The 17,995-nt window shown below is 68.5% G+C and carries 18 protein-coding genes; 3 read left to right on the top strand and 15 right to left on the bottom strand.

The genetic code is table 11. The features are described 5' to 3' along the window. Window positions 1-125: 125 nt before the first annotated feature. From ACWGO0_RS05950 to ACWGO0_RS05940, 3 genes are all read left to right on the top strand, one after another. Complete coding sequence (locus ACWGO0_RS05950; protein WP_453528592.1) at window positions 126-1,322, top strand: sensor histidine kinase; 1,197 nt, start codon at window positions 126-128, stop codon at window positions 1,320-1,322. Next, entirely contained in the window at window positions 1,319-1,969 is a 651-nt protein-coding gene (locus ACWGO0_RS05945; RefSeq protein ID WP_453528589.1) for a response regulator, read from the top strand. The genes ACWGO0_RS05950 and ACWGO0_RS05945 overlap by 4 nt, the downstream gene beginning before the upstream one ends. Window positions 1,970-2,138: 169 nt before the next feature. Next, on the top strand, window positions 2,139-4,016 hold the full coding sequence (locus ACWGO0_RS05940) for a glycosyl hydrolase family 18 protein (protein WP_453528586.1): 1,878 nt from the start codon (window positions 2,139-2,141) through the stop codon (window positions 4,014-4,016). A gap of 126 nt (window positions 4,017-4,142) precedes the next feature. Here ACWGO0_RS05940 and ACWGO0_RS05935 read toward each other — a convergent pair whose 3' ends face one another. The 15 genes from ACWGO0_RS05935 to prmC form a co-directional block, all read right to left on the bottom strand. Continuing rightward, complete coding sequence (locus ACWGO0_RS05935; protein WP_453528583.1) at window positions 4,143-4,589, bottom strand: DUF2550 domain-containing protein; 447 nt, start codon at window positions 4,587-4,589, stop codon at window positions 4,143-4,145. 132 nt (window positions 4,590-4,721) lie between these two features. Beyond that, a complete protein-coding gene (locus tag ACWGO0_RS05930; RefSeq protein ID WP_383783708.1) occupies window positions 4,722-5,096 on the bottom strand; it encodes a F0F1 ATP synthase subunit epsilon in 375 nt (124 codons plus the stop codon). Between the two features lie 109 nt (window positions 5,097-5,205). Then, window positions 5,206-6,648, bottom strand: coding sequence for a F0F1 ATP synthase subunit beta (gene atpD / locus ACWGO0_RS05925; protein WP_362835161.1), 1,443 nt, complete (start codon window positions 6,646-6,648; stop codon window positions 5,206-5,208). Then, window positions 6,648-7,565, bottom strand: a complete 918-nt coding sequence (locus ACWGO0_RS05920; RefSeq protein ID WP_453528579.1) for a F0F1 ATP synthase subunit gamma — start codon at window positions 7,563-7,565, stop codon at window positions 6,648-6,650. Before ACWGO0_RS05920 ends, atpD begins: the two co-directional genes overlap by 1 nt. 3 nt (window positions 7,566-7,568) lie before the next feature. Continuing rightward, window positions 7,569-9,140 (bottom strand): F0F1 ATP synthase subunit alpha, encoded by a 1,572-nt coding sequence (atpA, locus tag ACWGO0_RS05915; RefSeq protein ID WP_328905910.1) that lies wholly within the window; start codon window positions 9,138-9,140, stop codon window positions 7,569-7,571. A gap of 143 nt (window positions 9,141-9,283) precedes the next feature. Beyond that, window positions 9,284-10,099, bottom strand: coding sequence for a F0F1 ATP synthase subunit delta (locus tag ACWGO0_RS05910; RefSeq protein ID WP_453528575.1), 816 nt, complete (start codon window positions 10,097-10,099; stop codon window positions 9,284-9,286). Beyond that, on the bottom strand, window positions 10,096-10,641 hold the full coding sequence (locus ACWGO0_RS05905; RefSeq protein ID WP_453528572.1) for a F0F1 ATP synthase subunit B: 546 nt from the start codon (window positions 10,639-10,641) through the stop codon (window positions 10,096-10,098). The genes ACWGO0_RS05910 and ACWGO0_RS05905 overlap by 4 nt, the downstream gene beginning before the upstream one ends. Window positions 10,642-10,686: 45 nt before the next feature. Further along, entirely contained in the window at window positions 10,687-10,917 is a 231-nt protein-coding gene (gene atpE / locus ACWGO0_RS05900) for an ATP synthase F0 subunit C (protein ID WP_250967599.1), read from the bottom strand. Between the two features lie 70 nt (window positions 10,918-10,987). Then, entirely contained in the window at window positions 10,988-11,809 is an 822-nt protein-coding gene (atpB, locus tag ACWGO0_RS05895; protein ID WP_453528567.1) for a F0F1 ATP synthase subunit A, read from the bottom strand. Between the two features lie 225 nt (window positions 11,810-12,034). Then, on the bottom strand, window positions 12,035-12,472 hold the full coding sequence (locus tag ACWGO0_RS05890) for a hypothetical protein (protein ID WP_453528564.1): 438 nt from the start codon (window positions 12,470-12,472) through the stop codon (window positions 12,035-12,037). A 263-nt stretch (window positions 12,473-12,735) separates the two neighbouring features. Then, a complete protein-coding gene (locus tag ACWGO0_RS05885) occupies window positions 12,736-14,103 on the bottom strand; it encodes an MraY family glycosyltransferase (RefSeq protein WP_453528561.1) in 1,368 nt (455 codons plus the stop codon). Window positions 14,104-14,187: 84 nt separating this feature from the next. Beyond that, window positions 14,188-15,468, bottom strand: a complete 1,281-nt coding sequence (locus ACWGO0_RS05880; protein WP_453528558.1) for a serine hydroxymethyltransferase — start codon at window positions 15,466-15,468, stop codon at window positions 14,188-14,190. Between the two features lie 319 nt (window positions 15,469-15,787). Then, window positions 15,788-16,429 (bottom strand): arsenate reductase/protein-tyrosine-phosphatase family protein, encoded by a 642-nt coding sequence (locus ACWGO0_RS05875; protein ID WP_453528555.1) that lies wholly within the window; start codon window positions 16,427-16,429, stop codon window positions 15,788-15,790. Next, complete coding sequence (locus tag ACWGO0_RS05870) at window positions 16,426-17,073, bottom strand: L-threonylcarbamoyladenylate synthase (RefSeq protein ID WP_453528552.1); 648 nt, start codon at window positions 17,071-17,073, stop codon at window positions 16,426-16,428. The genes ACWGO0_RS05875 and ACWGO0_RS05870 overlap by 4 nt, the downstream gene beginning before the upstream one ends. 64 nt (window positions 17,074-17,137) lie before the next feature. After that, a complete protein-coding gene (gene prmC / locus ACWGO0_RS05865; RefSeq protein ID WP_453528549.1) occupies window positions 17,138-17,983 on the bottom strand; it encodes a peptide chain release factor N(5)-glutamine methyltransferase in 846 nt (281 codons plus the stop codon). Between the last annotated feature and the right edge of the window lie 12 nt (window positions 17,984-17,995).

Raw genomic sequence — 17,995 nt, 5'->3', positions numbered from 1 at the left:
GACTCGCGGTTACGAGGCGCCGGATCGTCGTCGGCAGTGACGAAGCCCGACTGCATCCTTCGATGTATCCGCGGCTCACCCGTCGTACGGAGGTCCCACCCGGCGCGGCCGTGTTGGATGGGAGGGTGCTCAACGTCTCCCGCCCCCACCGCCACGACGTACTGATCGCGGCCATCGGGCTGTTCGGCGGTCTGTTCCTGTGGCTGATCGGTCTGCACATGCAGGGGCCGCGGCCCATCGCCGCCCCATGGGCCGCGCTGGTGCCCCTCACCGTGATGGCCGGGCTCGAACTGCTGCGCAGAAGCGCCCCGCTGACCGCTCTGCTCATCGCTCTCGCCGCCCTGGTCGCCGACCAGTTCACGGTCGGGAACCTGGCCACCGTGCTGATGTTCACCGACGTCGTGTACGCGGCTGTGGTGTACGGGACCCCGAGCGCCGCCCGCCGTATCCCGGTGGCCTCGTTCCTGCTCACGGTCGGGGTGACGATCGGCTTCCTGGCCTGGTTCAGGACGGCCGAGGCTCTGCTGATCGGCGTCGCGGCGGGTCTGGTGTCGTTCGCGCCCGCCATCACGGGCGTCAGCGTGCGCAACCATCGCGACGCGGCCGAGACCGCCCGGCTGCGGGCGGATCAGACCGCGCTGCTCGCCGAGATGGACCGTACGCAGGCGGTGACCGCCGAGCGTGCGCGGATGGCGCGCGAGCTGCACGACATGGTGGCCAACAATCTCTCCGCGATCGCCATCCACTCCACCGCGGCGCTCTCCATCGACGACCCGGGCACCTCCCGCGAGGCGCTCGGGGTGATCCGTGAGAACAGCGTCGAGGGACTGGCCGAAATGCGGCGGCTCATCGGGCTGCTGCGACACAGCGGGACCGAGAGCGGGCCGAGTGCGGCGCCCACCCTCGCCTCGGTGGACGTCCTGGTCGAGCAGGCGCGTACCAACGGGGCGTCGAGCGGGCTGACATGCACGCTGGAGGACGCGCGTGGGGAGCCGGCGCGGCTGCCGGCGCCGGTCGAGCTGGCGGCGTACCGCATCGTCCAGGAGTCCCTGACGAACGCGCTGAAGCACGCCGCCCCGGGGCCGGTGGCGGTGCGGCTCACGAACGAGGGGGACGTCCTCACAGTGGAGATCAGCAGTGAGTTCGGGAGCAGGCCGGGACCGCGCGCGCCCGGTTCGGGCGCGGGCCTGGTGGGCATGCGGGAGCGGGTGGCGCTGCTCGGGGGCACGATCGCGGCGGGTCCCGAGCCCGCGGAGGACGGCCGGAAGATCTGGCGGGTACGGGCCGAACTGCCCGTCGGCGAAAGGGCGGTGAGGCAGTGACGATCCGGGTACTGGTCGCGGAGGACCAGGCGGCGGTACGGGCGGGTCTGGTGCTGATCCTGGGCAGCGCGCCGGACATCGAGGTGGTCGGCGAGGCGGGCGACGGCGAGGCCGCCGTGCGGCTGGCCCGTGAACTGCGCCCGGACGTCGTGCTGATGGATGTGCAGATGCCCCGGCTCGACGGGGTCTCGGCGACCCGGCAGGTGGTGGAGGAGCGGCTCGCGGACGTGCTGATACTGACGACGTTCGATCTGGACGAGTACGTCTTCGGTGCGCTGCGGGCCGGGGCCGCGGGCTTCCTGCTGAAGAACACCGACGCACGCGACCTGCTCGAAGCGGTACGGACCGTGGCGCGCGGCGAGGGGCTGATCGCCCCGGCCGTGACCCGACGGCTGATCGCGGAGTTCGCCGGGGCCACCCCCGTACGCCGGGCGGACATCCCCGCTCCGGCGGGGCTGGATTCGCTCACGCGGCGGGAGCGCGAGGTTCTGGGATGCCTGGGCGGAGGGCTGTCGAACGCGGAGATCGCGGTACGGCTCTCGATGGCGGAAGCGACGGTGAAGACGCACGTCAGCAGGCTGCTGGGGAAGCTGGAGCTGCGGAGCCGGGCCCAAGCGGCGGTGATCGCGCAGGAGTTGGGTCTCTGAGGTTTAGTACGGATCTTTGGTCTGGACCTCTTGACGATTGGTCCAGACCTTCCTAATCTCACCGAGCACACTGCGGTGAGTACGCCATGACAAAGCGCACTCAGGGCGGCGCAGGGTTTGCAGTCCACGGACCACCCCCCGTTTGTCGGACCTCACCCGAGGAGCACCGTTGAGCACTGAGACCCCCCCACGCCGGGCCGGATTCAGAGAGAGACTCAGTACCGGCACCACCATCCGATCCAAGGCCGTAGCGGGCGTCACCGCGCTGCTTCTGCCGCTCGCGGCGATGGTCGGCCTGGCCAGCCCCGCCGAGGCCGCCACTTCGGCGACCGCCACCTACGTCAAGAAGTCCGACTGGGGCAGCGGCTTCGAAGGCCAGTGGACGGTGAAGAACACCGGAACCACCTCGCTCTCCTCCTGGACGATCGAGTGGGACTTCCCCACCGGCACCGCGGTCGGCTCCGCCTGGGACGCCACCGTCACCGGTTCCGGCACCCACTGGACCGCCAAGAACCTCAGCTGGAACGGCACCGTCGCCCCCGGCGCGAGCATCAGCTTCGGCTTCAACGGCACCGGCTCCGGCTCCCCCAGCGGCTGCAAGCTGAACGGCGCCTCCTGCGACGGCGGCAGCGTCCCCGGCGACAACGCCCCCTCCGCGCCCGGCACTCCCACCGCGAGCTCCATCACCGACACGTCGGCGAAGCTCACCTGGAGCGCGGCCACCGACGACAACGGCATCAAGAACTACGACGTCCTGCGCGACGGCGCCAAGGTCGCCACCGTCACCGGTACGACGTACACGAACACCGGTCTGACCGCGGGCACCGACTACTCGTACAGCGTGCAGGCCCGCGACACCGCGGACCAGACCGGACCGGCCAGCGGCTCGGTGGCGGTCCGCACCACCGGCGGCGGCACCACACCCCCGCCCGGGGACAAGATCAACCTCGGCTACTTCACCAACTGGGGCGTCTACGGGCGCAACTACCACGTGAAGAACCTGGTGACCTCGGGTTCCGCCGCGAAGATCACGCACATCAACTACGCCTTCGGCAACGTCCAGGGCGGCAAGTGTACCATCGGTGACGCCTACGCCGACTACGACAAGGCGTACACGGCCGACCAGTCGGTCGACGGCGTCGCGGACACCTGGGACCAGCCGCTGCGCGGCAACTTCAACCAGCTCCGCAAGCTCAAGGCGAAGTACCCGAACATCAAGGTCCTCTGGTCCTTCGGCGGCTGGACCTGGTCCGGCGGCTTCGGCGCAGCGGCCCAGAACCCGGCCGCTTTCGCCCAGTCCTGCTACGACCTGGTCGAGGACCCCCGCTGGGCCGATGTCTTCGACGGCATCGACATCGACTGGGAGTACCCCAACGCCTGCGGTCTCACCTGTGACACCAGCGGCCCGGCCGCACTGAAGAACCTCTCGTCCGCGCTGCGCACCAAGTTCGGCGCGAACAACCTCGTCACCGCCGCGATCACCGCGGACGGCTCCGACGGCGGCAAGATCGACGCCGCCGACTACGCGGGCGCCGCACAGTCCATGGACTGGTACAACGTGATGACGTACGACTTCTTCGGTGCCTGGGCGGCGAAGGGCCCGACGGCCCCGCACTCCCCGCTCACCTCGTACACCGGCATCCCGCAGGCCGGCTTCACCGCCGCCGACGCGATCGCCAAGCTGAAGGCCAAGGGCGTTCCCGCCAAGAAGCTGCTTCTCGGCATCGGCTTCTACGGACGCGGCTGGACCGGCGTCACCCAGTCCGCCCCGGGCGGCACGGCGACCGGTGCGGCATCGGGAACGTACGAAGCGGGCATCGAGGACTACAAGGTCCTCAAGAACAGCTGCCCGGCCACCGGCACCGTCGCCGGCACCGCCTACGCGCACTGCGGCACCAACTGGTGGAGCTACGACACCCCGGCCACCGTCACCTCGAAGATGACGTGGGCGAAGAACCAGGGCCTGGGAGGCGCGTTCTTCTGGGAGTTCAGCGGTGACACCGCCAACGGCGAACTGGTGAGCGCGATCAACAGCGGTCTCCGGTAATCCCCACGCCGTAGCACCACGGCACCACCTGCTCCACCCGCACAGCCCCGGAAAGTAGCCGGGGAGACAGGTCCGTCCCCTGTCTCCCCGGTTTTTCGCTGTCTGTGCGATGCGTGCGTACGGCTCTCAGGCCACGTTGACCCGCTGGCCGGGCGGCGCCGCCTCCAGCCAGGCGAGGAAGCCGGTGAGGGCGTCCTCGCTCATCGCCAGCTCCAGGCGGGTCCCCTGGTGGAGACAGCCGAGCACGACGGAGTCGGAGAGGAGCGCGAGTTCTTCCTCGCCCTCGGGCAGCCGCCGGGCGATCACCTCGATCGAGGCACGCTCCAGGGCGCGACGGGGACGGGGATCGTAGGAGAAGACCCGGAACCAGTCGACCCGGTCGCCGCTGTAACGCGCGACGCCGTACACCCAGCCCTTGCCGGTGGGGTCCGGTTCCTTGGAGATGTCCCAGCGGAGACTGCAGTCGAACGTACCGCCCGACCGCTGGATCAGCCGGCGGCGCAGGCCGAACACGAACAGACCCAACAGGACCAGTACGACGACCAGACCGCCAACCCACAGAGCGAGGACCATCTCCACCGACCTCCTCGCAACGTCGATTACGGATACCGGACCGAAATGCATCTGCATTGCCTCAGCCGCGACACGGTCTGGAGAATTCCAGCTCGGGCCGCGGCTGAGTAAAAACAACTGTCGGTGGGGGTGCTAGCGCACCGCCACCGCGCGCAGTCGTACATCGGCGCGCCGCTCGGCGGCGGCGTCCGTGTCCGACTTCGCGCGCTCCAGCGCACGCTCGGCGCGCTGGACATCGATCTCGTCCGCCAGCTCGGCGATCTCCGCCAGCAGCGACAGCTTGTCGTCCGCGAACGAGATGAATCCACCGTGCACAGCGGCGACGACGGTGTCGCCTCCACTGGTGCGGATCGTCACCGGGCCCGATTCCAGCACACCGAGAAGCGGCTGGTGACCGGGCATGACGCCGATGTCGCCGGACGTGGTACGCGCGACGACCAGGGTGGCCTCGCCGGACCAGACACTGCGGTCCGCGGCGACCAGCTCGACATGCAGCTCAGCAGCCAAGGGTGGCTCCTCGGGTCACCACCCGGCGGTCGAGCCGGGTGTTGGGTCAATTCTACGGGGCGTGGTGAGGGGGGCGGGACACACCCGCCCCCCTCGGTGAGCCGGAGGCTCAGGAGACGCCGAGCTCCTTGGCGTTGGCCTTGAGGTCCTCAATGCCACCGCACATGAAGAACGCCTGCTCCGGGAAGTGGTCGTACTCACCGTCGCAGATCGAGTTGAACGCGGCGATCGACTCGTCGAGCGGCACGTCCGAACCGTCCAGGCCGGTGAACTGCTTGGCGGCGTGGGTGTTCTGCGACAGGAAGCGCTCGACGCGACGGGCACGGTGGACAACGAGCTTGTCCTCTTCGCCCAGCTCGTCGATACCGAGGATCGCGATGATGTCCTGGAGGTCCTTGTACTTCTGCAGGATTCCCTTGACACGGGTAGCCGTGTCGTAGTGGTCCTGCGTGATGTAACGCGGGTCCAGGATGCGGGACGTGGAGTCCAGCGGGTCCACGGCCGGGTAGATGCCCTTCTCGGAGATCGGACGGGAAAGAACCGTCGTCGCGTCGAGGTGGGCGAACGTGGTGGCCGGGGCCGGGTCGGTCAGGTCGTCCGCGGGGACGTAGATCGCCTGCATCGAGGTGATCGAGTGACCACGCGTCGAGGTGATGCGCTCCTGGAGCACACCCATCTCGTCGGCCAGGGTCGGCTGGTAACCCACTGCGGACGGCATACGGCCGAGCAGCGTGGAGACCTCGGAACCGGCCTGCGTGAAGCGGAAGATGTTGTCGATGAAGAGCAGCACGTCCTGCTTCTGCACATCGCGGAAGTACTCCGCCATGGTCAGGGCGGACAGGGCGACGCGAAGACGCGTGCCCGGCGGCTCGTCCATCTGGCCGAAGACAAGCGCGGTCTTCTCCAGAACACCGGAGTCCGTCATCTCGTCGATGAGGTCGTTGCCCTCACGGGTACGCTCACCGACGCCGGCGAACACCGACACACCGTCGTGCAGCTTCGCCACACGCATGATCATTTCCTGGATGAGGACCGTCTTGCCGACGCCCGCACCACCGAACAGACCGATCTTGCCGCCCTTGACGTACGGGGTCAGCAGGTCGACGACCTTCAGGCCGGTCTCGAACATCTCGGTCTTGGACTCGAGCTGGTCGAAGGCCGGGGCCTTGCGGTGGATCGGCCAGCGCTCGGTGATCTGAGCTTCGGCCTCCGGCTCGTTCAGGATCTGACCGAGGGTGTTGAACACCTTGCCCTTGGTGATGTCACCGACCGGCACCATGATGCCCTTGCCGGTGTCGGTCACCGGGGCCTGGCGGACCAGACCGTCGGTGGGCTGCATCGAGATCGCACGGACGACGCCGTCACCCAGGTGCTGGGCGACTTCGAGGGTCAGCGTCTTGCGAGCGCCGTCCTCGGCCGGGTCGTCGACCTCGACGTGCAGTGCGTTGTAGATCTCCGGCATCGCGTCGACGGGGAACTCCACGTCGACGACCGGGCCGATGACCCGGGCGACGCGGCCCGTGGCAGCGGCCGTCTCAACAGTGGTCGTCATTACTTGTCACTCCCCGCGGTCGCGTCGGCCAGAGCACTGGCACCGCCGACGATCTCGCTGATTTCCTGGGTGATTTCGGCCTGGCGGGCCGCGTTGGCAAGCCGGGAGAGGCTCTTGATGAGATCCCCGGCGTTGTCGGTCGCCGACTTCATCGCGCGGCGGCGGGCAGCGTGCTCGGAAGCAGCGGCCTGCAGCAGTGCGTTGTAGATACGGCTCTCGACGTAGCGCGGCAGGAGGGCGTCGAGGACGTCCTCCGCCGACGGCTCGAAGTCGAACAGCGGAAGGATCTCGCCCTTCGTACCGCTCTCCTCCGCAACCTTGTCGAGCGAAAGCGGCAGCATCCGGTTGTCCACCGGGTTCTGCGTCATCATCGACACGAACTCGGTGAAGACGATGTGCAGTTCGTCGACGCCGCCCTCGGCCGAGTCCTTCTGGATGGCCTCGATCAGCGGCGCGGCGACGTTCTTTGCATCCCCGTACGCCGGGCTGTCGGTGAAGCCGGTCCACGACTCGGCGACCTTGCGCTCGCGGAAGCCGTAGTAGGCGACACCCTTGCGGCCGACGATGTACGTGTCGACCTCCTTGCCCTCACCTGCGAGCCGCTCCCGGAGCCGCTCCGCCGCCTTGATGGCGTTGGAGGAGTAGCCGCCGGCCAGACCGCGGTCGCTCGTGATGAGCAGAACCGCGGCGCGGACCGGGGACTCGGCCTCGGTGGTGAGCGGGTGCTTGGTGGTGGAGCCGGTCGCCACCGCAGTGACCGCGCGGTTCAGCTCGGTCGCGTACGGCATCGAAGCCTGCACCTTGCGCTGCGCCTTGACGATGCGCGAGGCGGCGATCATTTCCATCGCCTTGGTGATCTTCTTGGTCGCGGTGACGGCTTGGATGCGGCGCTTGTAAACGCGAAGCTGAGCGCCCATCGATCAGCCCTCGCCCAGAAGCTTGCCGTCCGAGGTCTCGAACTGCTGCTTGAAGGCGGCGATCGCGTCAGCGATCGACTGCAGCGTGTCGTCGGACATCTTGCCGCCCTCGGCGATGCTGGTCAGGAGGTCCTTGCGCTCGCGGCGCAGGTACTCCAGCAGCTCGCTCTCGAAGCGACGGATGTCCTCGACCGGGACGTCGTCCATCTTGCCGGTGGTGCCGGCCCAGACGGAGACGACCTGCTCCTCGACGGGGAAGGGGGCGTACTGCGGCTGCTTCAGCAGCTCGACCATGCGCTTACCGCGCTCGAGCGAAGCCTTGGAGGCCGCGTCCAGGTCGGAACCGAAGGCGGCGAACGCCTCCAGCTCGCGGTACTGGGCGAGGTCCACGCGAAGCCGGCCGGAGACCTGCTTCATGGCCTTGTGCTGGGCGGAGCCACCGACTCGGGAGACCGAGATACCGACGTTGAGCGCCGGACGCTGACCCGCGTTGAACAGGTCGGACTCCAGGAAGCACTGGCCGTCGGTGATGGAGATGACGTTGGTCGGGATGAACGCCGACACGTCGTTCGCCTTGGTCTCGACGATCGGGAGACCCGTCATCGAGCCCTTGCCCATCTCGTCGGAGAGCTTGGCGCAACGCTCCAGCAGACGCGAGTGCAAGTAGAAGACGTCGCCCGGGTATGCCTCACGGCCCGGCGGACGGCGCAGCAGCAGCGAGACGGCGCGGTAGGCGTCGGCCTGCTTCGAGAGGTCATCGAAGATGATCAGGACGTGCTTGCCGGCGTACATCCAGTGCTGGCCGATGGCCGAACCGGTGTACGGCGCCAGGTACTTGAAGCCGGCCGGGTCGGACGCCGGGGCGGCGACGATGGTCGTGTACTCCAGCGCGCCGGCCTCTTCGAGGGCACCACGCACGGAGGCGATGGTGGACCCCTTCTGACCGATGGCGACGTAGATGCAGCGCACCTGCTTGTTCACGTCGCCCGAGCGCCAGTTGTCGCGCTGGTTGATGATCGTGTCGACGGCCAGAGCGGTCTTACCCGTCTGACGGTCACCAATGATCAGCTGACGCTGGCCACGGCCGATCGGCACCATGGCGTCGACGGCCTTGTAGCCGGTCTGCATCGGCTCGTGCACCGACTTGCGGACCATGACGCCAGGGGCCTGCAGCTCGAGGGCGCGACGGCTTTCGGTCGCGATCTCGCCGAGACCGTCGATCGGGTTGCCGAGCGGGTCGACAACGCGGCCGAGGTAACCCTCGCCGACGCCGACGGAGAGCACCTCACCGGTGCGCTGCACCGGCTGGCCCTCCTCGATACCGCTGAACTCGCCGAGGACGATCGCACCGATCTCGCGCTCCTCGAGGTTGAGGGCGAGACCGAGGGTTCCGTCCTCGAACTTCAGCAGCTCGTTCGCCATGGCGGAGGGCAGGCCCTCCACCTTCGCGATGCCGTCGCCGGCAACGCTGACCGTACCGACCTCCTCGCGCGAGGCCGCGTCCGGCTTGTACGACTGGACAAAGTTCTCCAGCGCGTCCCGGATCTCCTCCGGCCGGATCGTGAGCTCCGCCATCTGGGTTCCCTGCTCTCCTTGTTGGGCCCGAAGTTTCTTAAGGGGGTCTGGGGGCGACCCCCAGGAATCTTCTGCAATTTCTGCACGGCCCAACCGGGCCGCTGTTCTTGCTCGTTCAGTTGGTACTTGTGCGCTGCGCGCTGTCAGCCGGCCATCCGGCGGGTGGCCTCTTCGAGGCGCTCCGCGATCGTGCCGTTGATGACCTCGTCACCGACGCGCACCGAGATCCCGCCGAGGACCGTGGGGTCCACGTCCAGGTTCAGGTGCATCTGCCGGCCGTAGATCTTCGCCAGGGCGGCGCCGAGGCGCTGCTTCTGCCGATCGGACAGCGGTACCGCCGAGGTGACGACGGCGACCATGCGGTCCCGGCGCTCCGCGGCGAGCTTGGACAGGGAGTCGAGTCCCGCTTCCAGGCTACGTCCACGGGGCTGGGTCACGAGGCGCGTGACGATTCGCTCGGTGACGGGCTGCGCCTTGCCGCCGAGCAGGCTGCGGAGCAGCTCGCCCTTGGCGGCGGTGGACGCGGTCCGGCTGGTCAGGGCGGAACGCAGTTCCTTGTCGGAACCGACGATCCGGCCGAACCGGAAGAGCTCGTCCTCGACGTCGTCGAGTGCACCCGCGCGCTGGGCCGCGGTGAGGTCTGCGGTGTTCGCCAGCTCCTCGACCGAGTCCACCAGGTCACGCGACTGCGACCAGCGGGACCGGACCATGCCGGAGACCAGGTCAACGGCTTCGCCGCCCACCTGACCGCTCAGCAGCCGTCCGGCCAGCTCGGCCTTGGCCTCGCCGCCCTGCGACGGGTCAGTGAGGACCCGGCGCAGCGATACCTCGCGGTGGAGCAGCGCGGTGACGGCTGCCAGCTCCTCGGCGAGCTTCGCCGCGTCGACCGACGTGTTGTCGGTCAGCGCGTCGAGACGCTCACGTGCGGCAGCCAGTGCCTCGCGGCTCGCTCCGTTCATCGGACGGCCTCGGCCTTCGCCTCGAGTTCATCGAGGAAACGGTCGACGGTGCCGCTCTGCCGTGCGTGGTCCTCGAGGGACTCGCCGACGAGCTTGCCGGCCAGGGCGGTGGCGAGGGTGCCCACGTCCTGACGCAGCGCGGAGGACGCGGCCTTGCGGTCGGCCTCGATCTGGGCGTGGCCGGCAGCGATGATCTCTTCGCGCTGCCGCTGACCTTCCGCCCTCATCTCCTGGATGATGACGACACCCTGCTCCTGCGCCTCCTGGCGCATACGAGCGGCTTCGTGGCGGGCCTCGGCGAGCTGAGCCTTGTACTGCTCAAGAACGCTCTGGGCCTCGGTCTGGGCCGCATCGGCCTTTTCGATACCGCCTTCGATGGCCTCGCGACGCTCGTCCAGAACCTTGTTGATGTTCGGGAGGAGCTTCTTGGCGAGGAAGCCGAAGACGATGAGGAAGGCGATGAGGCCGATGACGAGCTCTGGAATCGGCGGGATGAGGGGGTTTTCCAACTCCTCAGCCGCGACCGTAAGCAGCTGGCTCACATCAGTGCCTTTCGTCTAGTGGGCTGGTCGTAGATCCGAAGATCTTTACTGGCCGTAGACGAACGGCATGACCAGACCGATGAGGGCGAGCGCCTCACAGAAGGCGAAGCCGAGGATCTGGTTGGCGCGGATGAGACCGGCAGCCTCGGGCTGACGGGCGAGAGCCTGGGTGCCGTTACCGAAGATGATGCCGACGCCGACGCCGGGGCCGATTGCGGCGAGGCCGTAACCGATGGAGCCGAGGGAGCCGGTGACGGCAGCAAGGGTCTGGGACATGCCAGTTCTTCCTTCTCTTTCACGGACCGGTGGGGGTTGGCCACCGGACGACTGGGGACAGGGACGGTGCTCAGTGGTGCTTGGCGAGCGCGCCCTGAATGAAGGTGCAGGTCAGGAGCACGAAGACGTACGCCTGCAGCGCCTGGACAAAGAGCTCGAACGCGGTCATCACGAGGACCATCACGAACGAGACGCCTGCGTAAGCGATACCGATGCCGTTGAGCAGGTACCAGCTGGCGATCGTGAACAGCAGCAGGAGGGTGTGACCTGCGAACATGTTCGCGAAGAGTCGCACCGCGTGGGTGAACGGCCTGACCAGCAGGTTCGAGAAGAACTCGATGAACATGGCCAGCGGAAGCACCGGGCCGAGCGACTTGTCGTAGCCCGCGATGTTCTTCCAGCCACCGATGAAGCCGTGCCGCTTGAAGGTCAGGCTGACCCACAGGATGTAGACGATGATCGCCAGCACCGCGGGGTACGCGATGATCGACGTCACCGGGAACTGAGCGACCGGAATGATCGCCCACAGGTTCATCATCCAGATGAAGAAGAACAGCGAGACGACGAGGGGGACGTACTTCTCACCCTCGCGCTTGCCGATCGTCTCGTAGACGATGCCGCGGCGGATGAAGTCGTAACCCATCTCCGCGATCGACTGCAGCTTGCCGGGGACCATCTTGGGCTTGCGGAAGGCCGCCCAGAAGAAGCCGACGATGACGATCGAGCCGAGAAGCGCCAGCAGCATCGGCTTGTTGAAGTACAAGTTGCTGTCCGGGTCACCCCACAGCGGCTCGAACAGGAACGAGTGCAAGCCGGGTGCCGGGAAACCACAACCGTCGAAGATGTGGCAATCGGTCTCGAAGGCGAGCACCTGTGTCGGGTCAGCACTCACCGCGGGCTCCTTCAGCGTGGCGCATAGGTACGGCAACCTCGTTGTGTCGGCGCGGCGCGCAGCCGCGGTTCGGCACTGGACTGGTGTAACGGATGTGTGAGCGGCAGTCAGGCATTGAGCCTCGCGATCGAGCAGGCGTCAGCTCACATGCCCGCGCCCGCAGTGCCGCAGTTGGAACCGGACGATAGCAGGGTCCCGAACCCGTGTTTATTCCGCCCCTACCCTTCACGTCGACGACCCCGGGTTCTTGGGCTTGTCGCCCTTGTCGGAGTCGGGTTCGACGTAAAGGATCTTGGCCTTCATGTGCGCACGCGCCTGTGCGCCGATCCACACGAGAGTCGTCGCGACCAGCGTGATCGCGAAGGCCTTCGGGTTGAACACCTCGGTGTCCTTGAACGCGGCGACGAAGATGAACAGCAGCAGGAGCTGTGCCGTGTACAGCATCAGCCCCATCGCCTGGAACAGGTGCGGGAGGGACCTGGCGGTCCGTTGCAGGACGACCAGCCCGATCCCCATGAAGAGGATCACCACCAGCGTCGCAACGACCGCGCCCAGGGCTCCCTTGCCACCGGCGACCGCACCGCTGATCGCAGCGGCGAGAGCGCCGGCGGCAGCGGTGGGCACGGCGGCCTGGAGGAGAGTCCGGACGTCGTTGGACGGCATGGCGGCAGCTCCGCTTTGCAGGGGGGATGGGCAGTGGTGTCGTCATGGACGAGCGTAGGCCCGGTCGAGTCGAAGCTCGGCCAATGGACCCTCTTACCAAGGTCCTTCGGCTCTATCACCGGGTCTCGTGAACGGTATCACAAACTATTTGATGAGGTCTTTACCTGAAAAGTGTGCCAACTGTCACACATGAGAGTGACCCTGCACGTTTGCGCGAGACAAACCAACGCATTGTCTGCTATTGGGCGTTGGTGTCCGAAACGTCAACGTGATGAATCGGCACGGCGCCGGTCGTGCAGGCGTGCACGGGAGCCGATCGCCGTCGCCCCGTTGACACCCGACACCCCGACCGCCACAGGGGTCCGCTCAGGGGCCTCCTGCTCCATCTGCGGGTCACCCGGGCCCTGTTGCCCGTACGACGCCACCACGCGTTCCTGCCCCGCGGTGCGCCTGCGGCGCCGGTAGCGGGGCGGTACGAAGGAGTCGGCCCAGTCCGGGGTGCGCGGGGTGAAGCGGGGCATCAGCAGCAGGACCAGGCCCACCGCGCTCGCCCCCATGATCGCGAGCACGATCCACATCGACGCCGAGTGGACCGAGTACCCGACCGCACCGAAGGCGATCAGCGCGGACCAGAAGTACATGATCATGACGGCCCGGCTGTGCGAGTGGCCGATCTCGAGCAGCCGGTGGTGCAGGTGCCCGCGGTCGGCCGCGAACGGCGACTGGCCGTTCCAGGTGCGCCGCACGATCGCCAGCACCAGGTCGGCTGCGGGGATCGCGATGATCGTCAGCGGCAGGAGCAGCGGGATGAAGACCGGCAGCATCGCGTGGGTCGCCTGCCGCTCGCTGCCCTCGAACAGCTTCATCGCGTCCGGGTCGACCTGTCCTGTGACGGAGATCGCGCCCGCGGCGAGTACCAGGCCGATCAGCATCGATCCGGAGTCGCCCATGAAGATCCGCGCGGGATGCATGTTGTGCGGCAGGAATCCGAGGCACATGCCCATCAGGATCGCCGCGAAGAGCGTCGCGGGGGCGGCTGCCTCGATCCCGTACCCGTACCAGAGCCGGTACGTGTAGAGGAAGAACGCCGCCGACGCGATGCACACCATGCCGGCCGCCAGGCCGTCCAGGCCGTCAACGAAGTTGACCGCGTTGATCGTGATGACGACCAGCGCCACCGTGAGCAGCGTGCCCTGCCACTGGGTGAGGGCGACCGTGCCCACACCGGGGATCGGCAGCCACAGGATCGTGAGGCCCTGGATGACCATGACGGCGGCGGCGATCATCTGCCCGCCGAGCTTGATCAGCGCGTCGAGTTCGAACTTGTCGTCCAGGACGCCGATCAGCCAGATCAGCGCCGCTCCGGAGAGCAGGGCCCGGGGCTCGTTGGAGAGTTCGAAGACATCCGTGAGGTTGCTCAGGTGGGCAGCGACGATCAGTCCCGCGCACAGTCCGCCGAACATGGCGATGCCACCGAGCCGCGGTGTCGGTTCTCGGTGTACGTCACGCGCACGGATCGCGGGCATGGCCCCGATCGCGATGGCGAACTTTCGCACCGGCCCGGTCAGCAGATAAGTAACTGCGGCCGTGACACAGAGCGTCAGCAGGTAATCACGCACGGGCTGCCCCACAGAAATCGCCGGCCATCTCAGCCCCACACCCTAACCTCAAGAATGAGGACTCCAAGGTACGGGTGATGGTTGCACCTGCCTCGCCTACCCCGGATAGGGCGGATTCCGCTCAGTGAGTTCGCGCACTTCGGCCAGCAGATGGCCGGCGTCGCCGGTCTCCCGTACCGCCGCTCCGAAGAGCACCGCGATCCGCGCCATGTCGGCTTCGTCCATGCCCTGGGTGGTGACAGCGGCCGTGCCCAGCCTGATGCCCCGGGCGTCGCCGTAGGGCAGGGCGCAGGTGTCCAGGACCATTCCCGCCGCCGCCAGACGCTCACGTGCGGTGCGGCCGTCGACCCCGAGAGGGGCGGGGTCCGCGACGATCAGATGGGTGTCGGTGCCCTCGGTGGTGACGTCGAAGCCCTCGGCCTCGAGACCGGCCGCGAGTACCCGCGCATGGGCGACGACCTGATGGGCGTAAAGGGTGAACGCGGGAGTCGCCGCCTCGCCGAAGGCGACGGCCTTCGCCGCGACGGTGTGCATCTGCGCGCCGCCCTGGGTGAACGGGAACACCGCCCGGTCGATCCGCTCCGCCAGTTCCGGACCGCACAGGATCATGCCGCCGCGCGGCCCCCGCAGCACCTTGTGCGTGGTCGCGCAGACCACGTCCGCGTACGGCACGGGGCTTGGCGCCGCTCCCCCGGCGATGAGGCCCATCGGGTGGGCCGCATCGGCGATCAGATAGGCGCCGACCTCGTCGGCGATCTCCCGGAACAGCTCGTAGTCGGGATGGCGGGGGTACGAGATGGAACCGCACACGATGGCCTTGGGGCGCCGGGCCCGGGCCAGGGCGCGGACCTGTGAGTAGTCGATCAGCCCGCTGTCGGGGTCCACGCCGTAGCCGACGAACTCGAACCAGCGGCCGGAGAAGTTGGCGGGCGAACCGTGGGTGAGGTGTCCCCCGTACGGGAGTCCCATGGCCAGCACCGTGTCGCCGGGGCGCAGCAGGGCGGCGTAGGCCGCGAGGACGGCCGAGGAGCCGGAGTGCGGCTGGACGTTGGCGTGCTCGGCGCCGAAGAGCGCGGTGGCCCGCTGGATCGCGATGCGTTCGGCGGCGTCCGCCTGCTCGCAGCCGCCGTGGTGGCGGGCGCCGGGGTAGCCCTCGGCGTACTTGTTGGCGAGCGGGGAGCCGAGGGCGGCGAGGACCGCGGGCGAGGTGAAGTTCTCGGCGGCGATCAGCTGGAGGGTGCCGGCCTGCCGGCTCAACTCCCCCAGCAGCACGTCGGCGATCTCCGGGTCCTGCCGGAGCAGGGCGCCGAAGTCCTGCGGCAGTGCTGTGCGCGAGCGGGACACGGCTGGGGGTGCGGCTGGAGTGGTGACCGGCATCTGACGGCTCCGGGCCTGGGGAGGGGTGGGCTCTCAGACCAATGTAGGCCCGTGCAAGGAGCCCTGCCCGCTGCCGGACGGCCCGGTACGCCGGTCGGCGCACGGCGGTGCTCCGTAAGGGATCAGTGTGTCGGCACCATCCCCCGTGCGCCTCTCGCACCGCTTGGCCCCGGGGGCCTCCCGGGCTTCGAGCCGCTGCGCCGGACTCCGTCCGACGGCGTCAGTGCGTCGGCACCATCCCCCGTGCACCTCTCGCACCGCTCGGCCCCAGGGGGCCTCCCGGGCTTCGAGCCGCTGCGCCGGACTCCGTCCGACGGCGTCAGTGCGTCGTCTGTACGCCCGTCAGCGCCGTCACCACGGGGTCGAGCGCCTGGTTGATCTCGTCGCCGATGGAGCGGAAGAACGTGATCGGGGCGCCGTACGGGTCGTAGACCTCGTCCGCCTCGGCGGTGGGGGCCAGCAGCCAGCCGCGCAGTGCCGCAGCCGCGCGCACCAGCGCGCGGGCGCGCTCGACGACGCCCTCGTCGGCCGCGTCGGGCAGCGTGGCGGGGTCTATGGCGCGGACCAGCCGGGTGAACTCCTTGAGCGTGAACGTCCGCAGGCCGGCGGAGTGACCCATGGAGATCACCTGGGCCCGGTGGTCGCGGGTGGCGGTGAGGACGAGGTCGGCCCGGATCACGTGCTCGTCGAGCAGTTCGCGGCCGACGAACCCGGTGGCGTCCGCGCCGAAGTCGGCGAGGACGATCTCGGCGTTGGCCTCCATGGGGGCGCCTTCGTGACCCCAGGTGCCCGCGCTCTCCACGATCAGGCCGCCGCTGAGCGGATCGCCGAGGCGGTCCACCAGGGCATGACGGGTCAGCCGCTCGGTGATGGGTGAGCGGCAGACGTTGCCGGTGCTGACGTGGAGGATGCGGAAAGTGTCGGTCTGCCCCGCTATGCCACGCCCCTCAGGGGCGGTCAATTGGCCACCTCGAGGTCGGGTACCACCTTGCGCAGCTCCTCTACGGAGAGCGCGCCGGCGCGCAGCAGGACAGGGATCTTGCCCGTGACGTCGACGATGGAGGACGGCACGATGCCGGGCGTCGGGCCGCCGTCGAGGTAGACGGAGACGGAGTCGCCCAGCATCTCCTGGGCGGCGTCGCAGTCCTCCGGCGAGGGGTGTCCGGTGAGGTTGGCGCTGGAGACGGCCATCGGACCGACCTCGGTGAGCAGCTCGATGGCGACCGGGTGCAGGGGCATGCGGATGGCGACGGTGCCGTGGGTGTCGCCGAGGTCCCACTGGAGCGAGGGCTGGTGCTTGGCGACGAGGGTGAGCGCGCCGGGCCAGAACGCGTCGACGAGCTCCCACGCCTGCTCGGAGAAGTCGGTGACCAGGCCGTGCAGGGTGTTCGGGGAGCCGATCAGGACGGGCGTGGGCATGTTGCGGCCACGGCCCTTGGCGTCGAGCAGATCGCTGACGCCCTCGGAGCTGAAGGCGTCCGCACCGATCCCGTACACGGTGTCGGTGGGCAGCACGACCAGTTCTCCGCGGCGGACGGCGGACGCGGCCTCACGCAGGCCCGTCGTACGGTCGGTCGCGTCGTTGCAGTCGTATCGCCGTGCCATCAGCCGGCCTCCTCAAGCATGTACGGGTATGGCGGGTACGGGTGGTGCGGGTCCGGATCGCCGGTCACGGCATGGCCTTGCGGGCGGTCGCGAAACGGGGCCGGTTGTTCAGGTCGGGGTGGTCGGCCGCGTCGGCCCAGCCACGCTCCTCGGTGAAGATCCACGGCACCTGGCCGCCTTGGGTGTCGGCGTGCTCGATGACGACGAGCCCGCCGGGCCGCAGGAGGCGGTGCGCGGTGCGTTCGATGGAACGGATGGTGTCGAGGCCGTCCTCGCCGGAGAAGAGCGCCATCTGCGGGTCGTGGTCACGGGCCTCGGGCGCCACGTACTCCCACTCGGTGAGCGGGATGTACGGGGGGTTGGAGATGACCAGGTCGACCTGGCCGTCGAGCTCGGGAAGGGCCGTTGCGGCGTCTCCGCGGTGCACGGTGACCCTGGACCCCTCGGCGTTCTTCCTGGTCCATTTGAGGGCGTCCTCGGACAGCTCCACGCCGTGCACACGCGAGCGCGGCACCTCCTGCGCCATGGCGAGGGCGATGGCGCCGGAGCCCGTACAGAGATCGACGATGAGCGGTTCGACGACATCCATCGCGCGGACGGCGTCTATGGCCCAGCCCACGACCGATTCGGTCTCCGGGCGGGGCACGAAGACGCCGGGGCCCACCTGGAGCTCCAGGTAGCGGAAGAAGGCGCGGCCGGTGATGTGCTGGAGGGGTTCGCGGGCCTCGCGGCGGGCGATGGTCTCCCAGTAGCGGGCGTCGAAGTCCCGGTCCGGCACGTTGTGCAGCTCGCCCCGCTTGACGCCGTGCACGAAGGCGGCGAGTTCCTCGGCGTCGAATCGCGGTGAAGGGACACCGGCGTCGGCCAGCCGCTGGGTGGCCTGGGCCACCTCGGCGAGCAGCAGGTTCATCGCGGTTCTCCG

This window comes from Streptomyces sp. NPDC055749, from assembly GCF_053617235.1.
This window is presented reverse-complemented; position numbering and strand designations above follow the sequence as displayed.

Coding starts and splice junctions, on each gene's coding strand:
- ACWGO0_RS05935 (WP_453528583.1), bottom strand. CDS start 4,589: ATGGTCCTCGCTCTGTGGGTTGGCGGTCTGGTCGTCGTACTGGTCCTG.
- atpD (WP_362835161.1), bottom strand. CDS start 6,648: ATGACGACCACTGTTGAGACGGCCGCTGCCACGGGCCGCGTCGCCCGG.
- ACWGO0_RS05920 (WP_453528579.1), bottom strand. CDS start 7,565: ATGGGCGCTCAGCTTCGCGTTTACAAGCGCCGCATCCAAGCCGTCACC.
- atpA (WP_328905910.1), bottom strand. CDS start 9,140: ATGGCGGAGCTCACGATCCGGCCGGAGGAGATCCGGGACGCGCTGGAG.
- ACWGO0_RS05910 (WP_453528575.1), bottom strand. CDS start 10,099: ATGAACGGAGCGAGCCGCGAGGCACTGGCTGCCGCACGTGAGCGTCTC.
- atpE (WP_250967599.1), bottom strand. CDS start 10,917: ATGTCCCAGACCCTTGCTGCCGTCACCGGCTCCCTCGGCTCCATCGGT.
- ACWGO0_RS05890 (WP_453528564.1), bottom strand. CDS start 12,472: ATGCCGTCCAACGACGTCCGGACTCTCCTCCAGGCCGCCGTGCCCACC.
- ACWGO0_RS05880 (WP_453528558.1), bottom strand. CDS start 15,468: ATGCCGGTCACCACTCCAGCCGCACCCCCAGCCGTGTCCCGCTCGCGC.
- ACWGO0_RS05870 (WP_453528552.1), bottom strand. CDS start 17,073: ATGGCACGGCGATACGACTGCAACGACGCGACCGACCGTACGACGGGC.
- prmC (WP_453528549.1), bottom strand. CDS start 17,983: ATGAACCTGCTGCTCGCCGAGGTGGCCCAGGCCACCCAGCGGCTGGCC.